Annotated in this window: 13 protein-coding genes and 1 pseudogene; 6 read left to right on the forward strand and 8 right to left on the reverse strand. The window is 66.6% G+C overall.

Annotated elements, in window-relative coordinates:
• Positions 1-141: 141 nt before the first annotated feature.
• Genes ACTJKY_RS18300 through ptsP form a run of 4 tightly spaced genes read right to left on the reverse strand, consistent with a single transcriptional unit; the run spans position 142 to position 6,730 of the window.
• Positions 142-1,512, reverse strand: a complete 1,371-nt coding sequence (locus tag ACTJKY_RS18300) for a carbohydrate porin (RefSeq protein ID WP_440847530.1) — start codon at positions 1,510-1,512, stop codon at positions 142-144.
• A 46-nt stretch (positions 1,513-1,558) separates the two neighbouring features.
• Positions 1,559-3,253, reverse strand: coding sequence for a PTS fructose transporter subunit IIC (locus ACTJKY_RS18305; RefSeq protein ID WP_440847531.1), 1,695 nt, complete (start codon positions 3,251-3,253; stop codon positions 1,559-1,561).
• 19 nt (positions 3,254-3,272) lie between these two features.
• Positions 3,273-4,214, reverse strand: a complete 942-nt coding sequence (gene pfkB, locus ACTJKY_RS18310) for a 1-phosphofructokinase (RefSeq protein ID WP_440847532.1) — start codon at positions 4,212-4,214, stop codon at positions 3,273-3,275.
• Positions 4,214-6,730, reverse strand: coding sequence for a phosphoenolpyruvate--protein phosphotransferase (ptsP, locus tag ACTJKY_RS18315; RefSeq protein WP_440847533.1), 2,517 nt, complete (start codon positions 6,728-6,730; stop codon positions 4,214-4,216). Before ptsP ends, pfkB begins: the two co-directional genes overlap by 1 nt.
• A 144-nt stretch (positions 6,731-6,874) precedes the next feature.
• Between ptsP and ACTJKY_RS18320 the strand changes: the two genes are divergently transcribed.
• The 3 genes from ACTJKY_RS18320 to ACTJKY_RS18330 are packed head-to-tail and all read left to right on the forward strand — an operon-like array spanning position 6,875 to position 9,819.
• On the forward strand, positions 6,875-7,888 hold the full coding sequence (locus ACTJKY_RS18320) for a LacI family DNA-binding transcriptional regulator (protein ID WP_440847534.1): 1,014 nt from the start codon (positions 6,875-6,877) through the stop codon (positions 7,886-7,888).
• Positions 7,885-8,784, forward strand: coding sequence for a shikimate 5-dehydrogenase (locus ACTJKY_RS18325; protein WP_440847535.1), 900 nt, complete (start codon positions 7,885-7,887; stop codon positions 8,782-8,784). Before ACTJKY_RS18320 ends, ACTJKY_RS18325 begins: the two co-directional genes overlap by 4 nt.
• 36 nt (positions 8,785-8,820) lie before the next feature.
• Positions 8,821-9,819 carry a class 1 fructose-bisphosphatase gene (locus ACTJKY_RS18330; protein ID WP_440847536.1) on the forward strand — a complete coding sequence of 333 codons (999 nt, stop codon included), beginning with the start codon at positions 8,821-8,823 and terminating at the stop codon, positions 9,817-9,819.
• Positions 9,820-10,259: 440 nt separating this feature from the next.
• On the opposite strand, the gene ACTJKY_RS18335 is transcribed toward ACTJKY_RS18330, so the two are convergent.
• Positions 10,260-10,940 (reverse strand): M23 family metallopeptidase, encoded by a 681-nt coding sequence (locus ACTJKY_RS18335; protein ID WP_440847537.1) that lies wholly within the window; start codon positions 10,938-10,940, stop codon positions 10,260-10,262.
• Positions 10,941-11,168: 228 nt separating this feature from the next.
• Here ACTJKY_RS18335 and ACTJKY_RS18340 point away from each other — a divergent pair, with 228 nt between their 5' ends.
• Entirely contained in the window at positions 11,169-13,151 is a 1,983-nt protein-coding gene (locus ACTJKY_RS18340) for a M1 family metallopeptidase (protein ID WP_440847538.1), read from the forward strand.
• 135 nt (positions 13,152-13,286) lie between these two features.
• On the opposite strand, the pseudogene ACTJKY_RS18345 reads toward ACTJKY_RS18340, so the two are convergent.
• From ACTJKY_RS18345 to ACTJKY_RS18355, 3 genes and pseudogenes are all read right to left on the reverse strand, one after another.
• Positions 13,287-14,309: pseudogene (locus ACTJKY_RS18345) on the reverse strand (CobW family GTP-binding protein); the annotation flags it as partial.
• Positions 14,306-14,929 (reverse strand): DUF1826 domain-containing protein, encoded by a 624-nt coding sequence (locus tag ACTJKY_RS18350; protein ID WP_440847539.1) that lies wholly within the window; start codon positions 14,927-14,929, stop codon positions 14,306-14,308. The gene ACTJKY_RS18350 and the pseudogene ACTJKY_RS18345, both read right to left, overlap by 4 nt.
• On the reverse strand, positions 14,926-16,173 hold the full coding sequence (locus ACTJKY_RS18355; RefSeq protein ID WP_440847540.1) for a GTP-binding protein: 1,248 nt from the start codon (positions 16,171-16,173) through the stop codon (positions 14,926-14,928). Before ACTJKY_RS18355 ends, ACTJKY_RS18350 begins: the two co-directional genes overlap by 4 nt.
• A gap of 99 nt (positions 16,174-16,272) precedes the next feature.
• Between ACTJKY_RS18355 and ACTJKY_RS18360 the strand changes: the two genes are divergently transcribed.
• The gene (locus ACTJKY_RS18360; protein ID WP_440847541.1) at positions 16,273-16,683 is read left to right on the forward strand and encodes a MerC domain-containing protein; all 411 of its coding nucleotides are present in this window, start codon (positions 16,273-16,275) and stop codon (positions 16,681-16,683) included.
• A gap of 79 nt (positions 16,684-16,762) precedes the next feature.
• Positions 16,763-18,403 (forward strand): acid phosphatase, encoded by a 1,641-nt coding sequence (gene acpA / locus ACTJKY_RS18365; protein ID WP_440847542.1) that lies wholly within the window; start codon positions 16,763-16,765, stop codon positions 18,401-18,403.
• Positions 18,404-18,410: the final 7 nt, after the last annotated feature.

Consider the following 18,410-nt stretch of genomic DNA (forward strand, 5'->3'; position numbering starts at 1 on the left):
CGCAACCAATCCCACGTTACATCGCCTTTGAGCCGATGCTTTCGGAGGCAACAGATCTCGATAACCTCCGTGATCGCTTTCGCGGGGAGATAGGGCTTTATCGTGCACATGTTGCGAAACCCTCAAGCGGCTCAACACCGCCTAGCGCAACCCGCCGAGCAGGGTTGGCGCGTCGACGGTGAATTTGAACCCGAAGACCAGCGCATTGGGGATGGCTTTGGCGCGAAACGGTGCGCCGGTCTGATCCGGATTCAGGATATATTGCACATTGGGCGAGATGCGGATCGCCGGGCTCAGTTGCGCGCCGTAGGCCAGCTCCATCATATATTGGTGACGCTTGATATTGCCGTCGCCCCCGGCTGACATTTGCGCCGCGCGCATGCGCTCCACCGCCAGATCGCTGAACTGCTGGTCGTTGATCATGAAGCCGATCGTATCTCGGTCGCGGCCGGGGAAGGTGCCGGTCTGGAGCAGGCCCAGTTCGAGGAAGTGGCTTTCCTCGACGCGCCCCGACAGATTTCCCATGGCGACGCCAAACAGGCTGAGACCGCGCGCCGAATTGGGATCGGCGCGCGTCAGCATCTGGTCGAAGCGGACATACAGGCCCGATCGCCCGTGCAGCGTTCGCGCCTGCCGGTTGGACAGGATGGCAATGCCATCCTGATCGTCGCGCAGCGGATCGGCGTAATCCGCACGATCGAACCAGCCGCCGACGATATAATGGCCGGGCAGGCGCGTCCCCGCGCCATCTCGCGCATAGGTCAGTTCCCAGGGGATGATGACGCCGGTCGCGCTGCGCGTGCTGAAGTTGAAGCCGTTATCCTCGTTGCGCTTGCGATCGGGATTGACCTCATAGACCCCGGCATGGGCGGTGATGGTGCTGGTGAGCTTCACCTTGGCATGCGCCATCCAGCTCGATGCGGGGAAATAGGTGAAATTGCTGTTCTTGAAGACGAAGGTGGGGTTGCCGCAGGTCGAGTTGCTCTGGAAATTGCAATAGAGCGGCGAGTTGAGGAAATGGATGTTGGCCTGGCTGCGTCCGGCCTCGAACCACAGCCGTCCGCTCAGCAGCGTCTGTTCCCAGGTGAGGATCGCGAGATGGGTGTTCTGCGTGCCCCATACCTCCTGGACCGAGGTGTTGTTGCCTAGCGCAAGCGCGGAGAGGCTATCGCCGTGGCGATTGGTCACCGCGAAATGGAGGGTCCCGCCATTGATACCTGCGATCCGGTCGAGATCGAAATTCGCGCCCATATAGATCTGGCCGGTATACGCGGCGTCGCGGCGCAGGCCGCCGGTGGCATTGGCTGCCGCTTCGCCGGTATAACTGAGATCGAGCGTGATGCCGTCGGCCGCGAGCGGCTGGAACGGCTTGGCGGTGTCCGTCGCCGGGTCGGGCAGGGCGGGGGGCGGTTGATCGTTGGCAGGCGCATTGCTGTCCTGGGCGAAGGCTGGAGACAGCGTGAGTGCGGCGACGCCGGCCAAGCAGGCGCCTTTGAGAAAACCGTAGAACATGACCCTCTTCCTCTGCGCCGATACGCTGGCGCTTTTTCGTTGATCTTCAGATGGCGAGCGCTGGCGCGACCGGCTGGCGCTTCAGCGCACCGACGAGCAGGGCTGTCACCACCGTGCCTGCGACGATCGCCAGCGCGTACGCGGCGAGGTGGGTCACCGCGCCGGGGATGGGCAGGACGAAGATCCCGCCATGCGGCACTTTCAATTCACACCGGGCCGCCATCGAGATGGCACCCGCCACTGCCGACCCGATCATCAGCGACGGGATCACCCGAAACGGATCGCGCGCGGCAAAGGGGATCGCGCCTTCGGTGATGAAGGCCATGCCCAGTACGGCGGCGGCACCTCCCGCTTCGCGTTCCTCGGCGGTGAAGCGGTTGCGGAACAGCCAGGTCGCCAGCGCAATGCCGAGCGGCGGGGTCATCCCCGCCGCCATCGTCGCGGCCATCGGGGTGTAGATCTGGCTCGCGACCAGGCCGACCGAGAAGGCATAACCCGCCTTGTTGACCGGCCCGCCCATGTCGAACGCCGACATCGCGCCGAGGATAAGGCCAAGCAGGATCGCGCTCGACCCCTGCATCGAGCGCAGCCATTCGGTGAGGAAGGCGAGCGCGGCGGCGACGGGGGTGCCGACGGCATAGATCATCAGCAGGCCCGTGCCGAGCGAGCCGAGCAACGGCAGGATCAGCACCGGCTTCAGGCCCTGCAGGTTCTTGGGCAAGCGGATCACGCGGTTGAGCCACGCCACGCCGTAGCCAGCGATGAAGCCCGCCACGATCCCGCCGAGAAAGCCCGCGCCGAGCGTGGCGGCGACCATGCCGCCGATCATGCCCGGCGCGATGCCCGGCCGATCCGCGATCGAGTAAGCGATATAGCCGGCAAGGGCAGGAACCATCAGCGCGAACCCGGCCTTGGCGCCGATCTGGAACAGCGCATGGGCGAGTGTCCCGGCGGCTGCGTCGTCATTGGCGTGAATCCCGCCGAGCGCAAAAGCGAGCGCGATCAACAGGCCGCCCGAGACCACGAAGGGCAGCATGAACGACACGCCGGTCATCAAGTGCTTGTAGGGACCGGCGCGCTCGGTGGTGCTTGCGGCGGCGGCCGCGCCCGGGGATGCGTCACCACCCTGGAGCTTCGCTTCGGCCAGCGCGCGTTCGATGAGGGCTGCGCCGCCGGTAATGGCAGGCTTGGTGTTGCTCATGAACACGCGCTTGCCGGCAAAGCGCGACCGGTCGACTTCGCGGTCTGCGGCGATGAGCACGATGTCGGCGCGGGCGATTTCGTCCGCCGTGAGCGGCGCGCCCGCACCCACCGAGCCCTGCGTCTCGACCCGGATGTCATAGCCGAGTTGCTTGGCGCCTTCGGTCAGCCCTTCGGCGGCCATGAAGGTGTGGGCGATGCCGGTCGGGCAGGATGTGATGGCGACGATATGCGGCACCGCCTTGGTGGGGGCAGCAGCATCGCCAGTGTCGGCGGTGCCCAGCGCCCCGACTGGATCGGCCAGCACGGCTTCGAGCGTAAGGTAGCGGCCATTTTGACTGGGTGGCACTTGACCATCGCGCCCGACGAACAGGAGCGCGCGCGCGTCGTCTGCCGTGTCGTCCGCAAAACTGCCGCCTGTCCGCACCTCGACCTCGATCGGTCGGCCGTGGGTGCGCGCAGCCTTGCGCAAGGCTTCCGCCGCCAGGACGGCCTGAACATCGCTGCCCGCGCCGTCGATCACTGCAAAGAGTGTCTTCATGATCCCATCCGCTCCAGGTTCAGGCAATCGTGATCGTGTCGACCGACACGTCACCGGCCAGGGCGTGCACCACGCCGAGGCTCGGCAAATTGGGGCCGACCATGCCCAGTTTCGCGACCGCGAACGCCGTCGCCAGCCGCGCCGTGCGATCGAGTACGGCGTTTTCGTTCACCGCTGCAGCAATGCCAGCGACCATCGCATCGCCCGCACCGACCGTGCTGGCCACGCCATCCACCACCAGACGGGCGCTCACCGCGCCTTCGTCCGACAGGAACAGCGCGCCTTCTTCGCCCATCGACACCACGACCAGATCGACCCCGCGCCGCCGCAGCGTATCTGCCGCCGCGATCAGCGCGCCGCGATCCGCGATCGGCTCGCCCAGCCAATGCGCCAGCTCTTCGCGATTGGGCTTGATGATGTTCGGTAGGACATCGGCGTCGAGCGCGCATTTCAGTGGTTCGCCACTGGTATCGAGCAGGATCGTGCAGCCCTGCGCGCGCAGCCGCGCCGTCAGCCGCGCATAGATTTCATAGGGGCAGCCCGGCGGGACGCTACCCGACAGGATCACCAGGTCGCCGTCTCCGGCGGCAGCGCAAATCGTGGCGACGACCATGTCGACGCGCCCGAGATCGACCGCGATCCCGTCGAGATTGATGTCGGTGGTGCCCTCGGCATCGACGATCTTGAGGTTGACCCGCGTAGACCCCGAGATGCGGATGAAGCGGTCCTCGATCAGCTTTGCCGTGAACAGCGCGTCGAACGGTGCGGCATTGTCGCTGCCGAGCAGCCCGTGCGCGGTGACGGGCACGCCCCAGTCCGCAAGGCAACTGGCGACGTTGACACCCTTGCCGCCGGCATTCTGGCGAACGGTATGGGCACGGTGGACCTCGCCCGGCACCAGATGATCGAGCAGCACTGTCTGGTCGATTGCGGGATTGAAGGTGACGCTATGGATGGGCATCACAGGTCCTTCGCATCGAGCGCGCGCACTTCGGCGGCGCCTTCCATGTCCATGGCGCGCGCGGCCAGCTCCGCAAATTCGGCCATGCTGCCGGCCCGGATGCGTGCCTTGACTGCCGGGATGTCGCGCGGCGTCATTGACAATTCGGTCACGCCCAGCCCGACCAGCAGCGCCGCGCCGAAGGGATCCCCTGCGAGCCCGCCACACACGCCGACCCAGCGGTCATGCGCGCGTGCGCCTTCCACCGTCATCGCGATCAGCCGCAGCACGGCAGGATGCAGGCTGTCCGCCTCGCTTGCCAGTTCAGGGTTCTGCCGGTCGATCGCCAGCGCATATTGGGTGAGATCGTTGGTGCCGATCGAGAAAAAGTCTGCATGCGCCGCCAGCGCCTTGGCCTGCACCGCCGCCGCCGGCACCTCGATCATGATGCCGACCGGTACGCGCGGCGCGTCGAGTTCGACGCGGATCGCCTCGCACCGCTCGCGCAGTCGTTTCAGCTCCCAGGCGGAGGTGATCATCGGGAACATGATCGACAGATCGCCGCCTTCCTTGGCCGCGCGATACAGTGCGCGCAGTTGTGGATCGAGCAAATCTGGGCGACGCAGCAGCAGGCGGGCGCCGCGCACACCGAGAAAGGGATTGTCCTCGCGCGGCAGATCGAGATGCGGCACTTGCTTGTCGCCACCGATATCGAGCGCCCGCACGATCAACGTGCGATCGCCCAGCGCATCGATCATCGCGCGGTAAATACCCTGCTGCTCGTCTTCGCTTGGGGTCTCGCCACGTTCGAGGAACAGGAATTCGGTGCGCATCAGCCCGACACCCTCGCCACCTTGCGAAAGCGCGAAGGCGACTTGATCGGGGCGATTGACGTTCGCCGCGATGGCGAGCTCATGGCCATCGGTGGTGATCGCCGGACGGCCGCGTTCGGCTTCATCGGCGACGCGCTTGGCTGCGATTTCGGCAATCCAGGCGCGGGCGGAGGCGATATCGTCCGCCGACGGATCGATCCAGACGCGTCCGGCGTCGCCATCGACGATCGCGGTCGCGCCGGCGGCGAGGCTGAGCAAATCTGCGCCGCCCGCGACGACCGAGGGCAGACCCAGCGTGCGCGCGAGGATCGCGCTGTGCGAGGTCGGGCCGCCGAGTGCGGTGGCGATGCCCAGCACCTTGTTCGTATCCAGCATGGCGGTGTCGGATGGGGAGAGATCCGCCGCGACGAGCACGCAGGCTTCGTCGGGAATGTCCTCAAGGCCGCCCGGGGCAAGGCCGGGATCGATCTGCGCCAGCACCCGCCGGCCAATGTCGTGCAGATCGGCGGCGCGTGCGGCGAGCACCGGATTGCCGAGCGCGGTCAATTGCTGCGCCATGCGATCCACGGCCTGATGCCACGACCAGGCGACGCCGTGGCCCTCGACCATCAATTGGCACGTCAGCGTGATCAGATCGGTGTCGTCGAGCAGGCTTGCTTGCGCGGCGAAAATCGCGGCGTCGCCTGCACCGAGGCGGCGCGTCGTATCGTCGACCAGTGCCTTCATTTGCGCGCGGGTGCGGCTGAGTGCGCCTTCAAGCAGCGCGCCGCCCTCGACGAGATCGACGGGCAGATCCGGCACGACCAGTTCGGCCGAGGCGAGCAGATGCACCTGGCCGATCGCGAGGCCAGGGCTGGCCCCGACCCCGGCGATCATCACGGTCTGTGCTGCAGGCGTCCAGCCGCCGGTCGGCACGTTCGCCTTCGCCTTTTCGGCGGCGCGGTCGGCATCGGCCTTTTCGCGGGCGGTGATGCCCGAGATCGTGCGGATGAAGCGATCGACGGCATCGCGCGCGCCGTCGCCTGCGGCCGAGACAACGATTTCCTCGCCCGCCTTCAGTCCCAATTGCAGGAGCGAGACGAGGCTGCGGGGATCGGCGCTATCGGCACCGTGGCGCACGCGCAAGGCGACGGGGAGGGCGCGGGCAGCTTCGGCCCAGGCCGCGGCTGGGCGGGCATGGAGGCCGGTGGGATAGTCGACGACCCACGTGGTTGCCTCGGCCAGATCTTGGGCTGCCGGTCGCGCTGCGGCGGGTTCGCCGTCCTCATACAGCGCCGCGACGATCGCGGCAGTGTCATCGGTCGCGATCAGCCGGGCGAGGCGCGCCTCGTCCTGAAGCAGGCGCGTCAGGCGGCGAAGGATGGCGAGATGGCTGTCCGAATTGGCGGCGATCCCCACCACCAGATGCGCGCGTTGCCCGGGGTTCCATTCAACGCCGTCGCGCAATTGCAGCACGGCGATGCCGTCATGCCGGACGAGGCCTTTATCCTCGCCCAGCCCGTGCGGGATCGCGACGCCCTCACCGAGGTAGGTGTTGGCGACCGCCTCGCGTCGCACCATGCTGTCTTCATAGCCGGGGGCAACGCAGCCGGCACCGATCAGCAATTGGGCGACCTGGCGAATCGCATCGGTCTTGTCGGCGACGCGCGCGTCGATCCGCACCAGCCCGTGGGGTTTGGACAAGGTCGCAAATTCGGGGGGCATTCCAGAACCTCTCCACTTTTCGTTGCCCACCAGAAAACGTTTTCTCGAAATTTTGTCAAGAGGCTTGCATTTTTTCCACGTTCGCGTGCATGTTGCGCCACGCAAAGGACTGGAGAAAGTCCGGACGGGAGAGATCGATTTCTCATGGCGGTTGGGATCAAGGATGTCGCGAAGACGGCTGGCGTGTCGCCAGCGACGGTTTCGCGGGTGCTTGCGGGGCGCCCGGTCGATCCGGCGATGCAGGCGCGCGTCCAGGCCGCGGTCAAATCGACCGGCTATCGCCCTAATCTCGCCGCGCGCCGACTGCGCTCGCAGCATAGCAACACGATTGGCCTGATCGTCGCGGACATCCGCAATCCGTTCTTCACCGAAGTTTCCCGCACGATCGAGCGGATCGCAGCTGCACGGGGATTGCGTGTCATCGTTTGCAACACCGATGAGGACCCGGCGCAGGAGGCCAAATATCTCGAGTTGATGCAGCAGGAGCGGGTGACCGGAATCGTCCTCGCGCCGTCGCGCCAACGGGTCGAAATGGCGGGCAGCCTGTCGCTCGATTGTCCGGTGGTGTTGATCGACCGAGCCCTGCCGGCGGCACAAAAGGACAGCGTTCTGCTGGACAATGAGGCGATGGCCGGCCTCTTGGTCGAGCATCTTCATGCGCAGGGGCATCGACATCTTGCAGGGCTGTTTGGCGCTGAAAGCAGCACCGGGATCGAACGGCGCGCGGGTTTCGAACGCGCCGCCCAGCGCTTGGGCATGACAACCGAGGCGATTGCCGTGCCGCATGCGCCGGGCGAGGCGGAACATGCTGTCGCGAACCTGCTGCGTGGCCCCACGCGCCCGGACGCGCTGGTCGCCAGCAACGGCGTGATGCTGCTGACCATATTGCGCGCATTGCGCAGTCTCGATCTGACCGTGCCGGGCGACATTGCGCTTGCCGGTTTCGACAATAATGACTGGATGGAATTCGTCGGCGACGGACTGACGGTGATCGAGCAGCCCGTCGAGGAAATCGGACGTACCGCAATGACCATGTTGCTCGACCGGTTCGACTATCCCGATGCCGCGGTTCGCAAGGTGGTTCTGACCGGCCGTCTGGTCACGCGCGGATCGAGTGCCAGCCCCAGTGTCGCCGAGTTTGCTGGGAGTATGCCATGATAATTGCCGCGCCAACCGCCCCAGCGAAACCACCCATCGGGCGCGACACGCAGCTGTGCATGTCGCTGTCGGGGCGGCCTGGCAATGCCGGTTCGCGTTTCCACAATCGGCTCTACGAACTGCTCGGGATCGATTATGTCTACAAGGCCTTTAGTACGACCGATCTGCCGGGCGCGATCGGCGGCATTCGTGCGCTCGGCATTCGTGGTTGTGCGATCTCGATGCCGTTCAAGGAAGCCGTCATTCCGCTTCTCGATGGCCTGAAAGACTCCGCTCGCGCGATCGACAGCGTCAACACCATCGTCAACGACCATGGGGTGCTGACCGGCTACAATACCGATTATGTCGCGGTGCGCGACTTGGTGATCGCGCGGGGGATCGATCCGGCGACACCGTTTCTGCTGCGCGGCAGTGGCGGCATGGCCAAGGCGGTGGTCGCGGCGCTGCGCGCGTGCGGCTTTGCCCATGGCACGGTGGTGGCGCGCAATCGCTGGGCGGGCGAGGCGCTGGCCGATCGTTATGGCTATGCCTGGCGGGCGGACTTGCCCAACACGGGCGCGCCGATGCTGGTCAATGTCACGCCGCTCGGCATGGAAGGCGCAGACCGCGACGCGCTCGCTTTTCCCGCAGCGATGATCGCGTCCTGCGACATCGCGTTCGACGTCGTCGCGCTTCCCGCCGAGACGCCGTTCGTTCGGGCGGCGGAGCAAGCGGGCAAGATCGTTCTATCGGGTGCCGAAGTCATCATCCTGCAGGCGGTCGAGCAGTTCGTTCTGTACACCGGCATCCGGCCCCCTGCGGCGATGATCGCGGAAGCCGCCGGTTTTGCCCATGGCCCGGCGTTGGCGGAGCGGATGCAACGGATCCCGCTGTCCGCTCCGCATCCGACCGCCTGACCCATTTCTGTTATCAACCGCGTGCAAGGAAACTCCATGCAGCCCATCTCGCTTTCGCGCTTTCTGATCGAGCAGCAGCGCTTGCCGGAATCGCCGTGCCCGGCCGAATTGCGCTTGCTGATCGAAACGGTCGCGCGCGCGTGCAAGGCGATCAGCCATGCGATTTCCAAGGGCGCGCTGGGCGATGTGCTCGGCAGCCTGAAATCGGAGAACGTCCAGGGCGAGGTGCAGAAGAAGCTCGACGTGATCGCCAACGATCTGCTGCTCGACGCCAATGAATGGGGCGGCCACCTTGCCGGGATGGCGTCCGAAGAGATGGAAACCATCCACCCCATTCCCAACCGCTACCCCAAGGGCGAATATCTGCTCCTGTTCGATCCGATCGACGGGTCGAGCAACGTCGATGTCGATTTGAGCGTCGGCACCATTTTCTCGGTCGTGCGCGCGCCAGAGGCCTGCGCCGGCCGTGAGGTAGTCGAAGCCGACTTCCTGCAGCCAGGCCGCAACCAGGTCGCGGCCGGTTATGCCATTTACGGTCCGCAGACGCTGTTGGTGCTGACGATCGGCGCCGGCGTCTATGAGTTCACCCTCGAGCGGGAGATCGGCTCGTGGCGGCTGACCGACGGCCCGATGCGCATTCCCACCGGCACACGCGAATTCGCCATCAACATGGCCCGTCGCCCGCAATGGTCGCCCGCGGTCGCGCGATATGTCGAGGACCGGCTGCTCGGCAGCGCGGGCCCCTGCGGGCACGATTACAATATGCGGTGGACCGCCTCGATGGTGGCCGACGTCCACCGCATTCTCAAGCGCGGCGGCGTGTTCCTCTATCCTGCCGATCACCGCACACCCGGAAAGGCGCGGCTTCGCCTGCTGTATGAAGCCAACCCGATGAGCTTGCTGATCGAGCAGGCGGGCGGCGCGTCAAGTGACGGCAGCGCTGCGATCCTGGACATTGACCCGGTCAGCCTCCACCAGCGCGTTGGCGTGGTGATGGGCGACAAGGAAGAAGTGGCTGCGCTGCATCGGCCGTAGCGACGCGTCCAATACCTCGGCGCGTCGTCGTCCTGCTTGAACGCAAGGGGGCTCATTGAACAGCCCCCTCCGGGAGGTCCGGATATGCTGGACAGGCGCGGTATCTTATCGAGTATCGGGCCTCGGCAAGGCGCGGCCGTCGGCCCGGCATCAATCTCGGTGAGATCGCGCTACTGTTTCCTACGGCTTTCCTCGGTGATGCGGTCGCCAACACCGCGGCGGAGCATGGCTATGAGTACGTCGCCACCGAGCACGCTGGCGATCAGTCGACGAGCTGGCCGGTAGCGCAACGCGCGGCTCATAGCCTGGGTGGCCTTTGACGGGGCGGCTGCCGAGGTCGATTTGCTTTCGGGGTATCGGGATTCCGCGGATGGCGGCAGCAACTCGGCCGGGCGAGCGGCGAGTGGATGGGCGCCGCTTCCGCACTGCGCCCCGGGCGGTCAGGGATGGGAAGCCGCCGACTGAAGCGGGCCGCCCATTGCCGTTGCGGCACCGGCGCGCGGACCGACCGCCTGATGGAGCGCCAGCCGCTCGTCCCCCGGGGCCATGAAGGGCAGGGGATCGATCGCTTGGCTGGACAGCCGGATCTCGTAATGAAGATGGCTCCCGGTCGATCGACCGGTCGATCCTACCCGTCCGATCACTTGGCCACGGTGGACAAGCTGCCCCACTTTGACGGCAATTCCCGAGAGATGGCCATAGCGCGTCTCGATCCCGCCGCCATGGTCGAGAACGATAAGATTCCCATAGCCCGAGGCGAACGCCGCGCGAACGACCCGCGCTTCCGCCGTCGCGTGCACGGGTGTGCCTACGGGTGCCGCGAGGTCGATACCGGGGTGAAAACTGCTCTTCCCGCGAAAGGGATCGGTCCTGATGCCGAAGGAAGAGGTGTAGCGAAAACTGTCTACCGGCCGATCCAGGGGAATGGATACCGGGGGCAATGTGGGAGCGGAGGTGTCGCTGGCCTTCCAGGCATCAAACAACGTCTTGAACGCTGCATCCGAAGGGGCGTCAGCAGCGCGTTGTGGCATTTGCTGGGCGCGGAGGGACGAACAAAAAACCGAGCTTCCGGCCGCGTACATGCCGCACCACAGCGCCGCACGCCATTTCACTCCCGTCATTTGGCTGAAGCCCCCCAGGCACATTCTGAACGCGAGGAACCTTATGGCGCGGCGCATGATATGATATCACATGTCGATAGATGGACGGTTTGATGCGCTGAGGTGCCAAAACGGTGTTCTCCCCACGGACTGGCTGCGAGATGCCCGCGCCGCTGCGGGTGCCGTGGCGCGCTGGGGCAAGGCGGCTTTCTGCCCGCCAAATCGCTGGACGAACGAACCAGTCTTCTTATGCTGATCCTCTCACATACGTGGAGCGACCCCCTGAAACCTCTGGCGCATTCCCCCATCGGCCTCACCGTTCTGCTGGCGCTTTGGGCGCCGCTGGCGTCGGCACAGACCCGCTACGATCCGCAGGCCGCCTTTGCGCCGCTGGCACTTCCCAGCGCGGCGAACACTGTCCGGGGGGCGAACGGGCTGCCCGGCCCGGCCTATTGGCAGAACCGTGCGGATTATCAGATCCACGCCACGCTCGATCCGGCCGCCAAGCTGCTCCGCGGCACCGCGACGATCACCTACGCCAACAACAGTCCCGATCGGCTCGACTATCTCTGGCTCCAGCTCGACCAGAATCTCTACCGCCCCGGATCGCGCGGCGCGTTGGCGAGCGGGCGGGTCCCCGGCGGCACCACCGACGGCATGGTGATCGAGGCGGTGGAGCTGGTGTCGGGCGGCAAGACCATCGCCGTGGCGCCGCTGATCACCGACACGCGGATGCAGGTGCCGCTGCCCACGGCCTTGCCCGCGCACGGCAAGCTGACGCTGCGCATCCGCTACCATTTCACCATTCCCGGCGAATGGGGCGGGCGCATGGCGTGGGGCAAGGCGCAGCGCGGCGAGGTCTACAACATCGCGCAATGGTATCCGCGCATGGCGGTCTATGACGATTTGCGCGGCTGGGACCCGCTCCCCTACCTCGCCCAGGAATTCTACCTTGAATATGGCGACTTCGATTATTGGGTGACGCTGCCGGCGACGATGATCGTCGCCGGATCGGGCGAGCTGCAGAACCCGCAGGAGGTGCTCACCGTTACCCAGCGCGAACGGCTCGCCAAGGCGCGCACCAGCGATGCGACGGTGGAGGTGATCGCGCCGGGCGAGATCGGCACCCCGGCCTCCCGTCCCCGGCAGGACGGCACGCTGACCTGGCATTTCCGCATGGAGAACAGCCGCGACGTCGCCTTCGCGGCCTCGCCCGCCTTTGCCTGGGATGCCGCGCGGATGAACCTGCCCGGCGGCAAGACCGGCCTGGCGATGTCGGTCTACCCGGCGGAGAGCCAGGGGCGCGACAAATGGGGCCGCTCGACCGAATATCTCAAGCACGCGGTCGAGGAATTCTCGCGCCGCTGGTATCCCTATCCTTGGCCCAACGCTGTCAACGTCGCCGGCATCGCGACCGGCATGGAATATCCCGGCATCGTGTTCGACGGGATCGAGGATACCGGCAAGGAGCTGTTCTGGATCACTGCGCACGAGATCGGCCATAGCTGGTTCCCGATGATCGTCGGCTTCGACGAGCGCCGCGACGCCTGGATGGACGAAGGCTTCAACACCTTCATCGACGTGTACGAGTCCGATGCCTTCAACCACGGCGAATATGGGCCCAAGCGCGACAGCGAATATGCCGAGGGCGGCGGCAACCCGGTGGACGAGATCCTCCCCATCCTCGCCGATCCGAACGCGCCGCCGATCCTGTCACGTGCGGACACCGTGACCGAGAAATACCGCCACGCCGTCACCTATTTCAAATCGGCGCTCGGCCTTACCCTGCTGCGCGAGCAGATCCTGGGACCGGACCGGTTCGATCCCGCCTTCCGCCGCTTCATTGCCGCCTGGGCGTTCAAGCATCCCAAGCCCGCCGACTTCTTCCGGGCGATGGAAGATGCCAGCGGCGAGGACTTGAGCTGGTGGTGGCGCGGCTGGTACGTCCACAACTGGACCCTCGACCAGGCGGTCACCCGGATCAGCCCGGCGCGGCGCGGCGAGGGTTCGCTGGTGACCGTGGAGAACCGCGACCCGATGGTGATGCCCGCCACGCTGCGCGTCACCTTTGCCGACGGGGCCAAGCGCGACATCTCGCTGGCGGTGGAGACCTGGATCCGGACCGCGAGCACCGATGTGTACGTGCCCGGGCCGCAGCGTGTGGTGCGCGCCGAGATCGATCCCGATCACAAGCTGCCGGATCGGGATCGCAGCAACAACGTCGCCCGCTAGAAGGGGCGGGGGCCGCTGATTACACCCAGCCGGCCCCATTACGCCCCCGGGGACGCCGGGGGCGGGCACGCTTTCCACCAGCCCCTCGAGCCCGAAATGTTCGAGCCCGATCGTCATCAGCGACAAGGTGCCGCGCAGCTGGTCGGCCGTGATGCCGCGGGTGATGAACACCAGCCGGGTCCGCCGGTCGTCCGAGGGCCAGTCGTCCAGCTCCACCGGCGGGTGGAACAGATGCTGCACCCCGTGGATGACGAGCGGCTTGGGGTGATCGGCTAGATGCACGATGCCCTTCACGCGCAGAATGTCCTGGCCCTTCAGGCTGGTGAGGATGTCGATCCAACGCTCGAACGCCTCGGCGCGCAGCGGTTCGTCGAAGGTCAGGCAGGTTGCGCGAATGCGGTCGTCGTGGCGGTTCACGTCGTGGTGGTGGTCGTGGTCATCGGCGTGATGAACGTGCCGCTCGCCATAGGCTTCCGCGTTCAGCCAGCGTTGCACGTCCGGGCCCTTGGTCGCCGGGTTATAGAGCCCTGCATCGAACAGGCGATCCGGTTCGATCACGCCCTGGAGTACCGGCAGGATCGGGGCGGCCGGGTTGATCGTGCGGAGCCTCGCCTCGATCTCGTGCCTGGCGTCCGCGGACAGCAGATCGATCTTGGTCAGCACGATGCGGTCGGCCACCGCAGCCTGACGGATCGCCTCGTCCTGGGCGTCGAGCGTCGCCATGCCGTTGACCGCGTCGACCGCAGTCACCACCCCGTCGAGTCGATAAAGCGTGCGCAGCTGCGGATTGGTCATCAGCGTGTGCAGGATGGGCGCCGGATCGGCGAGGCCGGTGGTTTCGATCATCACCCGGTCGAACCAGCAGCGACCCTCGCGCGCGAACCGCCAAGGCGCGTCCCGCAGCGTGTCGCGCAGGTCTCCGCGGATGGTGCAGCACAGGCAGCCGCCCATCATCTCCACCACCATGTCCTCGTTCGATCGCGCGATCAGGTCATGATCGAGGCCGACCGCACCGAACTCGTTGATGATGACCAGCGCACGCCGCATCTCGGGCATCCGAACGAGATGGTTGAGCAGCGTCGTCTTGCCGCTGCCCAGAAAGCCGGTGAGCACGCTGACCGGAATCAGCGCCTGTTCGCCCGTGACCAGCCCGTTCATGCGTGCATCCCCAGTGCCGCCACGGGGTCGATCGCCAGCAGCAACCGGGTCTCGCCGGTGTCTAGGATCGGCGGTGAGCGATGCAGGATGCCGACCGGATCGGCACCCAGCCGTCCCTTGAAGATGCCGACATCGCCGGTGCGCAACTGGCGGATCGGGGTGTCGGGATCGGCGATGCCGTGGATCCACTGTGTGCCGGATCCCACCAGCGTGGTCAGCAGCCGCGCCGTGACATGATCGGCGTGGAATTTGCGGCAGGCGTCGGTTTCGATCACTTCCAGCCGGATGGTCACCGCATCGAGCCGTTGGATCGCGGCGAAGCGGCGGGCATGGCCGCATATTTCGTCGAGCAGCGCATTGGCGCGGTCGCCGGCGGGGTAGCCGGCTTCGGCAAGGCCCTCGGCGATCTCCGCCTCGGCAGCATCGAGGGAAATCTCGAAATCGAGATCATCGATTTTCGTGAAATCGAGCGCCGGCAGCCATGAGAGCGCGGCGGGAAGGGGCCTGGTCCATACCGCCAGATGCACCTCGGGCCGGGCCACGGCCTCCAGCACGCTGGGATTGCCGCGCTCGATGGCGACGGCGGAGGCGACGGTGCGCAAGGGGGCTTCCACGCTCATTCCGCCGCCTCGGGCACGGCCTCGCCCCAGACGGGGAACGGATCGCGCAGGCCCATCCACAGCGCCGGGCTGAAGGCCTTCACCGGCAGCAGACAGGCATCGAGATCGCGGCGGATGCGGCCCTCGTCCATGTCGATGCCGATGAACACCAGTTCCTGGCGGCGATCGCCCCAGATCGGGTCCCAATGCCCGGCGACGAAACGCTCGAAGCGATCGTCGTCGGGCCAATGCTGCTTCGGCACCGCTGCCCACCAGCGGCCCATCCGCGCGGTCATCGTCTGCGCGCCGGCGACGGCGAGTTCGCCTACCCATTCGGTGCGGGTGGCAAGCCAGAAATGGCCCTTGGCGCGCACCACGCCGTCCAGCCCGCCCTCGGTGAGGAAGGCGTAGAATTTCACCGGATCGAACGGCGCCCGCGCGCGATAGACGAAGCTCTCGATGCCATATTGCTCGGTCTCGGGCGTATGGCTGGCATAGCCATAGAGCTCCTTGGCCCAGAGCGGGTGCCGCGCGGCCTTTTCCTCGTCGAACAATCCGGTGTCCAGGATGGTGTACAGCGGTACCCGTCCGTGATCGCAGGTCAGGATCTGCGCATCGGCGTTGAGGCTGGCGACCAGCTTCTTCACCAGCGCGAGCTGGTCGCGCGTGACGGCGCCTGCCTTGTTGACGATCACCACGTCGGCGAACTCGATCTGCTCGACCAGCAGGCCGACCAGGCTGCGCCCGTCGTCTTCGCCCAGCGATTCGCCGCGATCGGCGAGGAAGTCGCGGCTCGAATAGTCCTTCAGCAGGTTGAGCGCGTCGACCACCGTAACCATTGTGTCGAGCCGCGCGACATCGCCCAGGCAGGCACCGGCCTCGTCGCGGAAGGAAAAGGTGCTGGCGACGGGCAGCGGTTCGGAAATGCCGGTGCTTTCGATCACCAGATAATCGAACCGCCCGGCCTCGGCGCGCGCGCGAACCTCCTGGAGCAGGTCGTCGCGCAGCGTGCAGCAGATGCAGCCATTGGTCATTTCGACCAGCGCTTCCTCGCTGCGCGACAGGGCCGCCTCGCCGCCGCGCACCAGATCAGCGTCGATGTTCACCTCCGACATGCCGTTGACGATCACCGCCACCCGGCGCCCTTCGCGATTGGCGAGGATGTGGTTGAGCAGGGTCGTCTTGCCGGCACCCAGGAAGCCGGAGAGCACGGTCACCGGCAGTTTGGCGGCAGCCTCCGGTGCGGGCGGAACGGAATGGGGCACGCTGCGATCCTCGATTGAATGATATGTTGTATCATCCCTACATCCGGCTAGGAGAAAGCTCAAGGCGTTTGGCGCCGGGAAGGAATTGCGGTGTCGGTAATGCGGAGCGTGCGGTGGCAGGCGCGACTGGATGGGGTGGGGATCTGCGCCTCGGCGCTGTGCATGCTCCATTGCCTGGCGCTGCCGCTGGTGCTGGCAGCCTTGCCGAGCGTGGCGGCGCGGTTCGCGCCCGGCGAGGCGTTTCACTGGATCCTGCTCTTCGTCGCCATCCCGACCAGCGCGCTTGCCCTGGTCGGCGGCTGGCGGCGGCACCGCGCGACGGCGCCGCTGATCGTCGGCGCCATGGGGCTGATCCTGATGGCGCTGGGCGTCGCGATTCCGTGGCGCGAGGCGCTCGAGACCGGGCTGACTATGGCCGGCAGCCTGTGCCTGGCGAGCGCGCACATTGCCAATTGGCGGCAGCGCGGATCGCGGCGGCGCTGTGCGGTCCCTTGCGGCCCTGCGTGCTGAGACCGCCGACAAACGCGCGTAACAAACAGGTGCCACCCGCGGGATGCTCCCCTAGGGCGGGCAGTGCGGGAGGCAGATGATGCGTGACGACAAGACCGAACGACCCGAGCGAAGCCCTGCGGGCGATGCGATCGACAACCCCGAACGCCGCGCGCTGCTCGGTGCGGCCGGGATCGCGGGCATGCTGGCCGCCGCGCCCGCTTCGGCAAAGGCCGGGCAGCGCCAGCTGGCGGAGATCGAGACGGTCGTCGTGATCTATGCCGAGAATCGCAGCTTCAACAATCTGTTCGCCGGCTTTCCCGGGCTCGCCGATCCGCTTGCCGCGGTGCACCCTGCGCGCACCGCCCAGCGCGATCGCGACGGGTCGGTGCTGAAGACGCTGCCGAAGGTGTGGGAAGGGATGGTGCCCGACGAGCAGGTGGTCGAGCATCGCCGCTACAAGATCGGCCCGGACGATCTGCCGCCGATCGCCAACGGCCCCTTCGCGCTGGCCACGCCCGAGGGCGATCCGCTGCCGCACGGCGTGGTAACGCGCGACCTCGTCCACGCCTTCTACCACAACCAGCTGCAGATCAACGGCGGCCGCAACGACGGCTTCGCCGCCTGGGGCGACAGCGGCGCGCTGGTGATGGGGCATTATGGCGAGGCCAGCGCCAAGCTGCGCCTGTGGCAGATCGCGCGCGAGTTCACGCTGTGCGACCGCTTCTTCATGGGTGCGTTCGGCGGCTCCTATCTCAACCACCAATATCTGGTGGCGGCCCAGCCGCCCTTCTATCCGAATGCCGACAAGAGCCCGGCAAAGGGCCGGATCGCCCAGGTGGAGGGCGATGATCCCAAGGGTATCCGGCTGAAGCTGAAGCCGACCTCGCCGAAGAGCGCGATGGACGGCCCGCCGGACTTCGTGCCCAGCTCGCTGAGCCCCGATTTCTGGTCGGTCAACACGATGCTGCCACCCTATGCGCCGACCTACCAGCTCGACGCCGATCGGCCCGGCTATGCCGACTGGAGCGATGCCAAGACGATGGTGCCGCAGCGCCATGCGACGATCGGCGACCGGCTATCCGACAAGGGCGTGCCCTGGGCCTGGTATGCCGGTGGCTGGGCCGCTGCGCTCGCCGGCCATGCGAACGACGGCAGCTTTCCCAGCCGCCCCAACTTCCAGCCGCACCACCAGCCGCTCAACTATTTCGAGCAGTTCGCCCCCGGCACCGCCGCGCGGGCCCAGCATCTGCGCGACGCGGGCGAAGGCGAGACGGCGCGCACCAACCATTTCCTCGCCGATGCGGCGGCCGGCACGCTGCCCGCGGTCAGCTTCTACAAGCCGCAGGGCAATCTCAACATGCATGCCGGCTATTCGGACGTCGAAGCCGGCGACCAGCATATCGCGATGGTCGTCGATGCGCTGCGCCGCAGCCCGCAATGGCACAAGATGCTGGTCGTCATCACCTTCGACGAGAATGGCGGGTGGTGGGACCATGTGGCCCCGCCCAAGGGCGACCGCTGGGGCCCCGGCACCCGCATCCCGGCCGTGATCGTCTCGCCCTTCGCCAAGCGCGGCCATGTGGATCACACCACCTATGACACCGGCTCGATCGCACGATTCCTGACGCGGCGCTTCGGCCTGGTGCCGCTGCCCGGCCTGGTCGAGCGCGAGCGGGCGATGGTCGCGGCGGGCGGCCCGGCGCCCGGCGACCTGACGGGGGCCCTGACTCTCGGCTGAGGGCCGG

Source organism: Sphingomonas sp. 22176, assembly GCF_052045505.1.
In the GTDB taxonomy this organism is placed as follows: Bacteria; Pseudomonadota; Alphaproteobacteria; order Sphingomonadales; family Sphingomonadaceae; genus Sphingomonas.

Excerpts from the sequence above, each read along its gene's own strand:
- ACTJKY_RS18300 (WP_440847530.1), bottom strand. The coding sequence starts at position 1,512 with ATGTTCTACGGTTTTCTCAAAGGCGCCTGCTTGGCCGGCGTCGCCGCA.
- ACTJKY_RS18305 (WP_440847531.1), bottom strand. The coding sequence starts at position 3,253 with ATGAAGACACTCTTTGCAGTGATCGACGGCGCGGGCAGCGATGTTCAG.
- pfkB (WP_440847532.1), bottom strand. The coding sequence starts at position 4,214 with ATGCCCATCCATAGCGTCACCTTCAATCCCGCAATCGACCAGACAGTG.
- ptsP (WP_440847533.1), bottom strand. The coding sequence starts at position 6,730 with ATGCCCCCCGAATTTGCGACCTTGTCCAAACCCCACGGGCTGGTGCGG.
- ACTJKY_RS18320 (WP_440847534.1), top strand. The coding sequence starts at position 6,875 with ATGGCGGTTGGGATCAAGGATGTCGCGAAGACGGCTGGCGTGTCGCCA.
- ACTJKY_RS18325 (WP_440847535.1), top strand. The coding sequence starts at position 7,885 with ATGATAATTGCCGCGCCAACCGCCCCAGCGAAACCACCCATCGGGCGC.
- ACTJKY_RS18330 (WP_440847536.1), top strand. The coding sequence starts at position 8,821 with ATGCAGCCCATCTCGCTTTCGCGCTTTCTGATCGAGCAGCAGCGCTTG.
- ACTJKY_RS18335 (WP_440847537.1), bottom strand. The coding sequence starts at position 10,940 with ATGACGGGAGTGAAATGGCGTGCGGCGCTGTGGTGCGGCATGTACGCG.
- ACTJKY_RS18340 (WP_440847538.1), top strand. The coding sequence starts at position 11,169 with ATGCTGATCCTCTCACATACGTGGAGCGACCCCCTGAAACCTCTGGCG.
- ACTJKY_RS18350 (WP_440847539.1), bottom strand. The coding sequence starts at position 14,929 with ATGAGCGTGGAAGCCCCCTTGCGCACCGTCGCCTCCGCCGTCGCCATC.
- ACTJKY_RS18360 (WP_440847541.1), top strand. The coding sequence starts at position 16,273 with ATGCGGAGCGTGCGGTGGCAGGCGCGACTGGATGGGGTGGGGATCTGC.
- acpA (WP_440847542.1), top strand. The coding sequence starts at position 16,763 with ATGCGTGACGACAAGACCGAACGACCCGAGCGAAGCCCTGCGGGCGAT.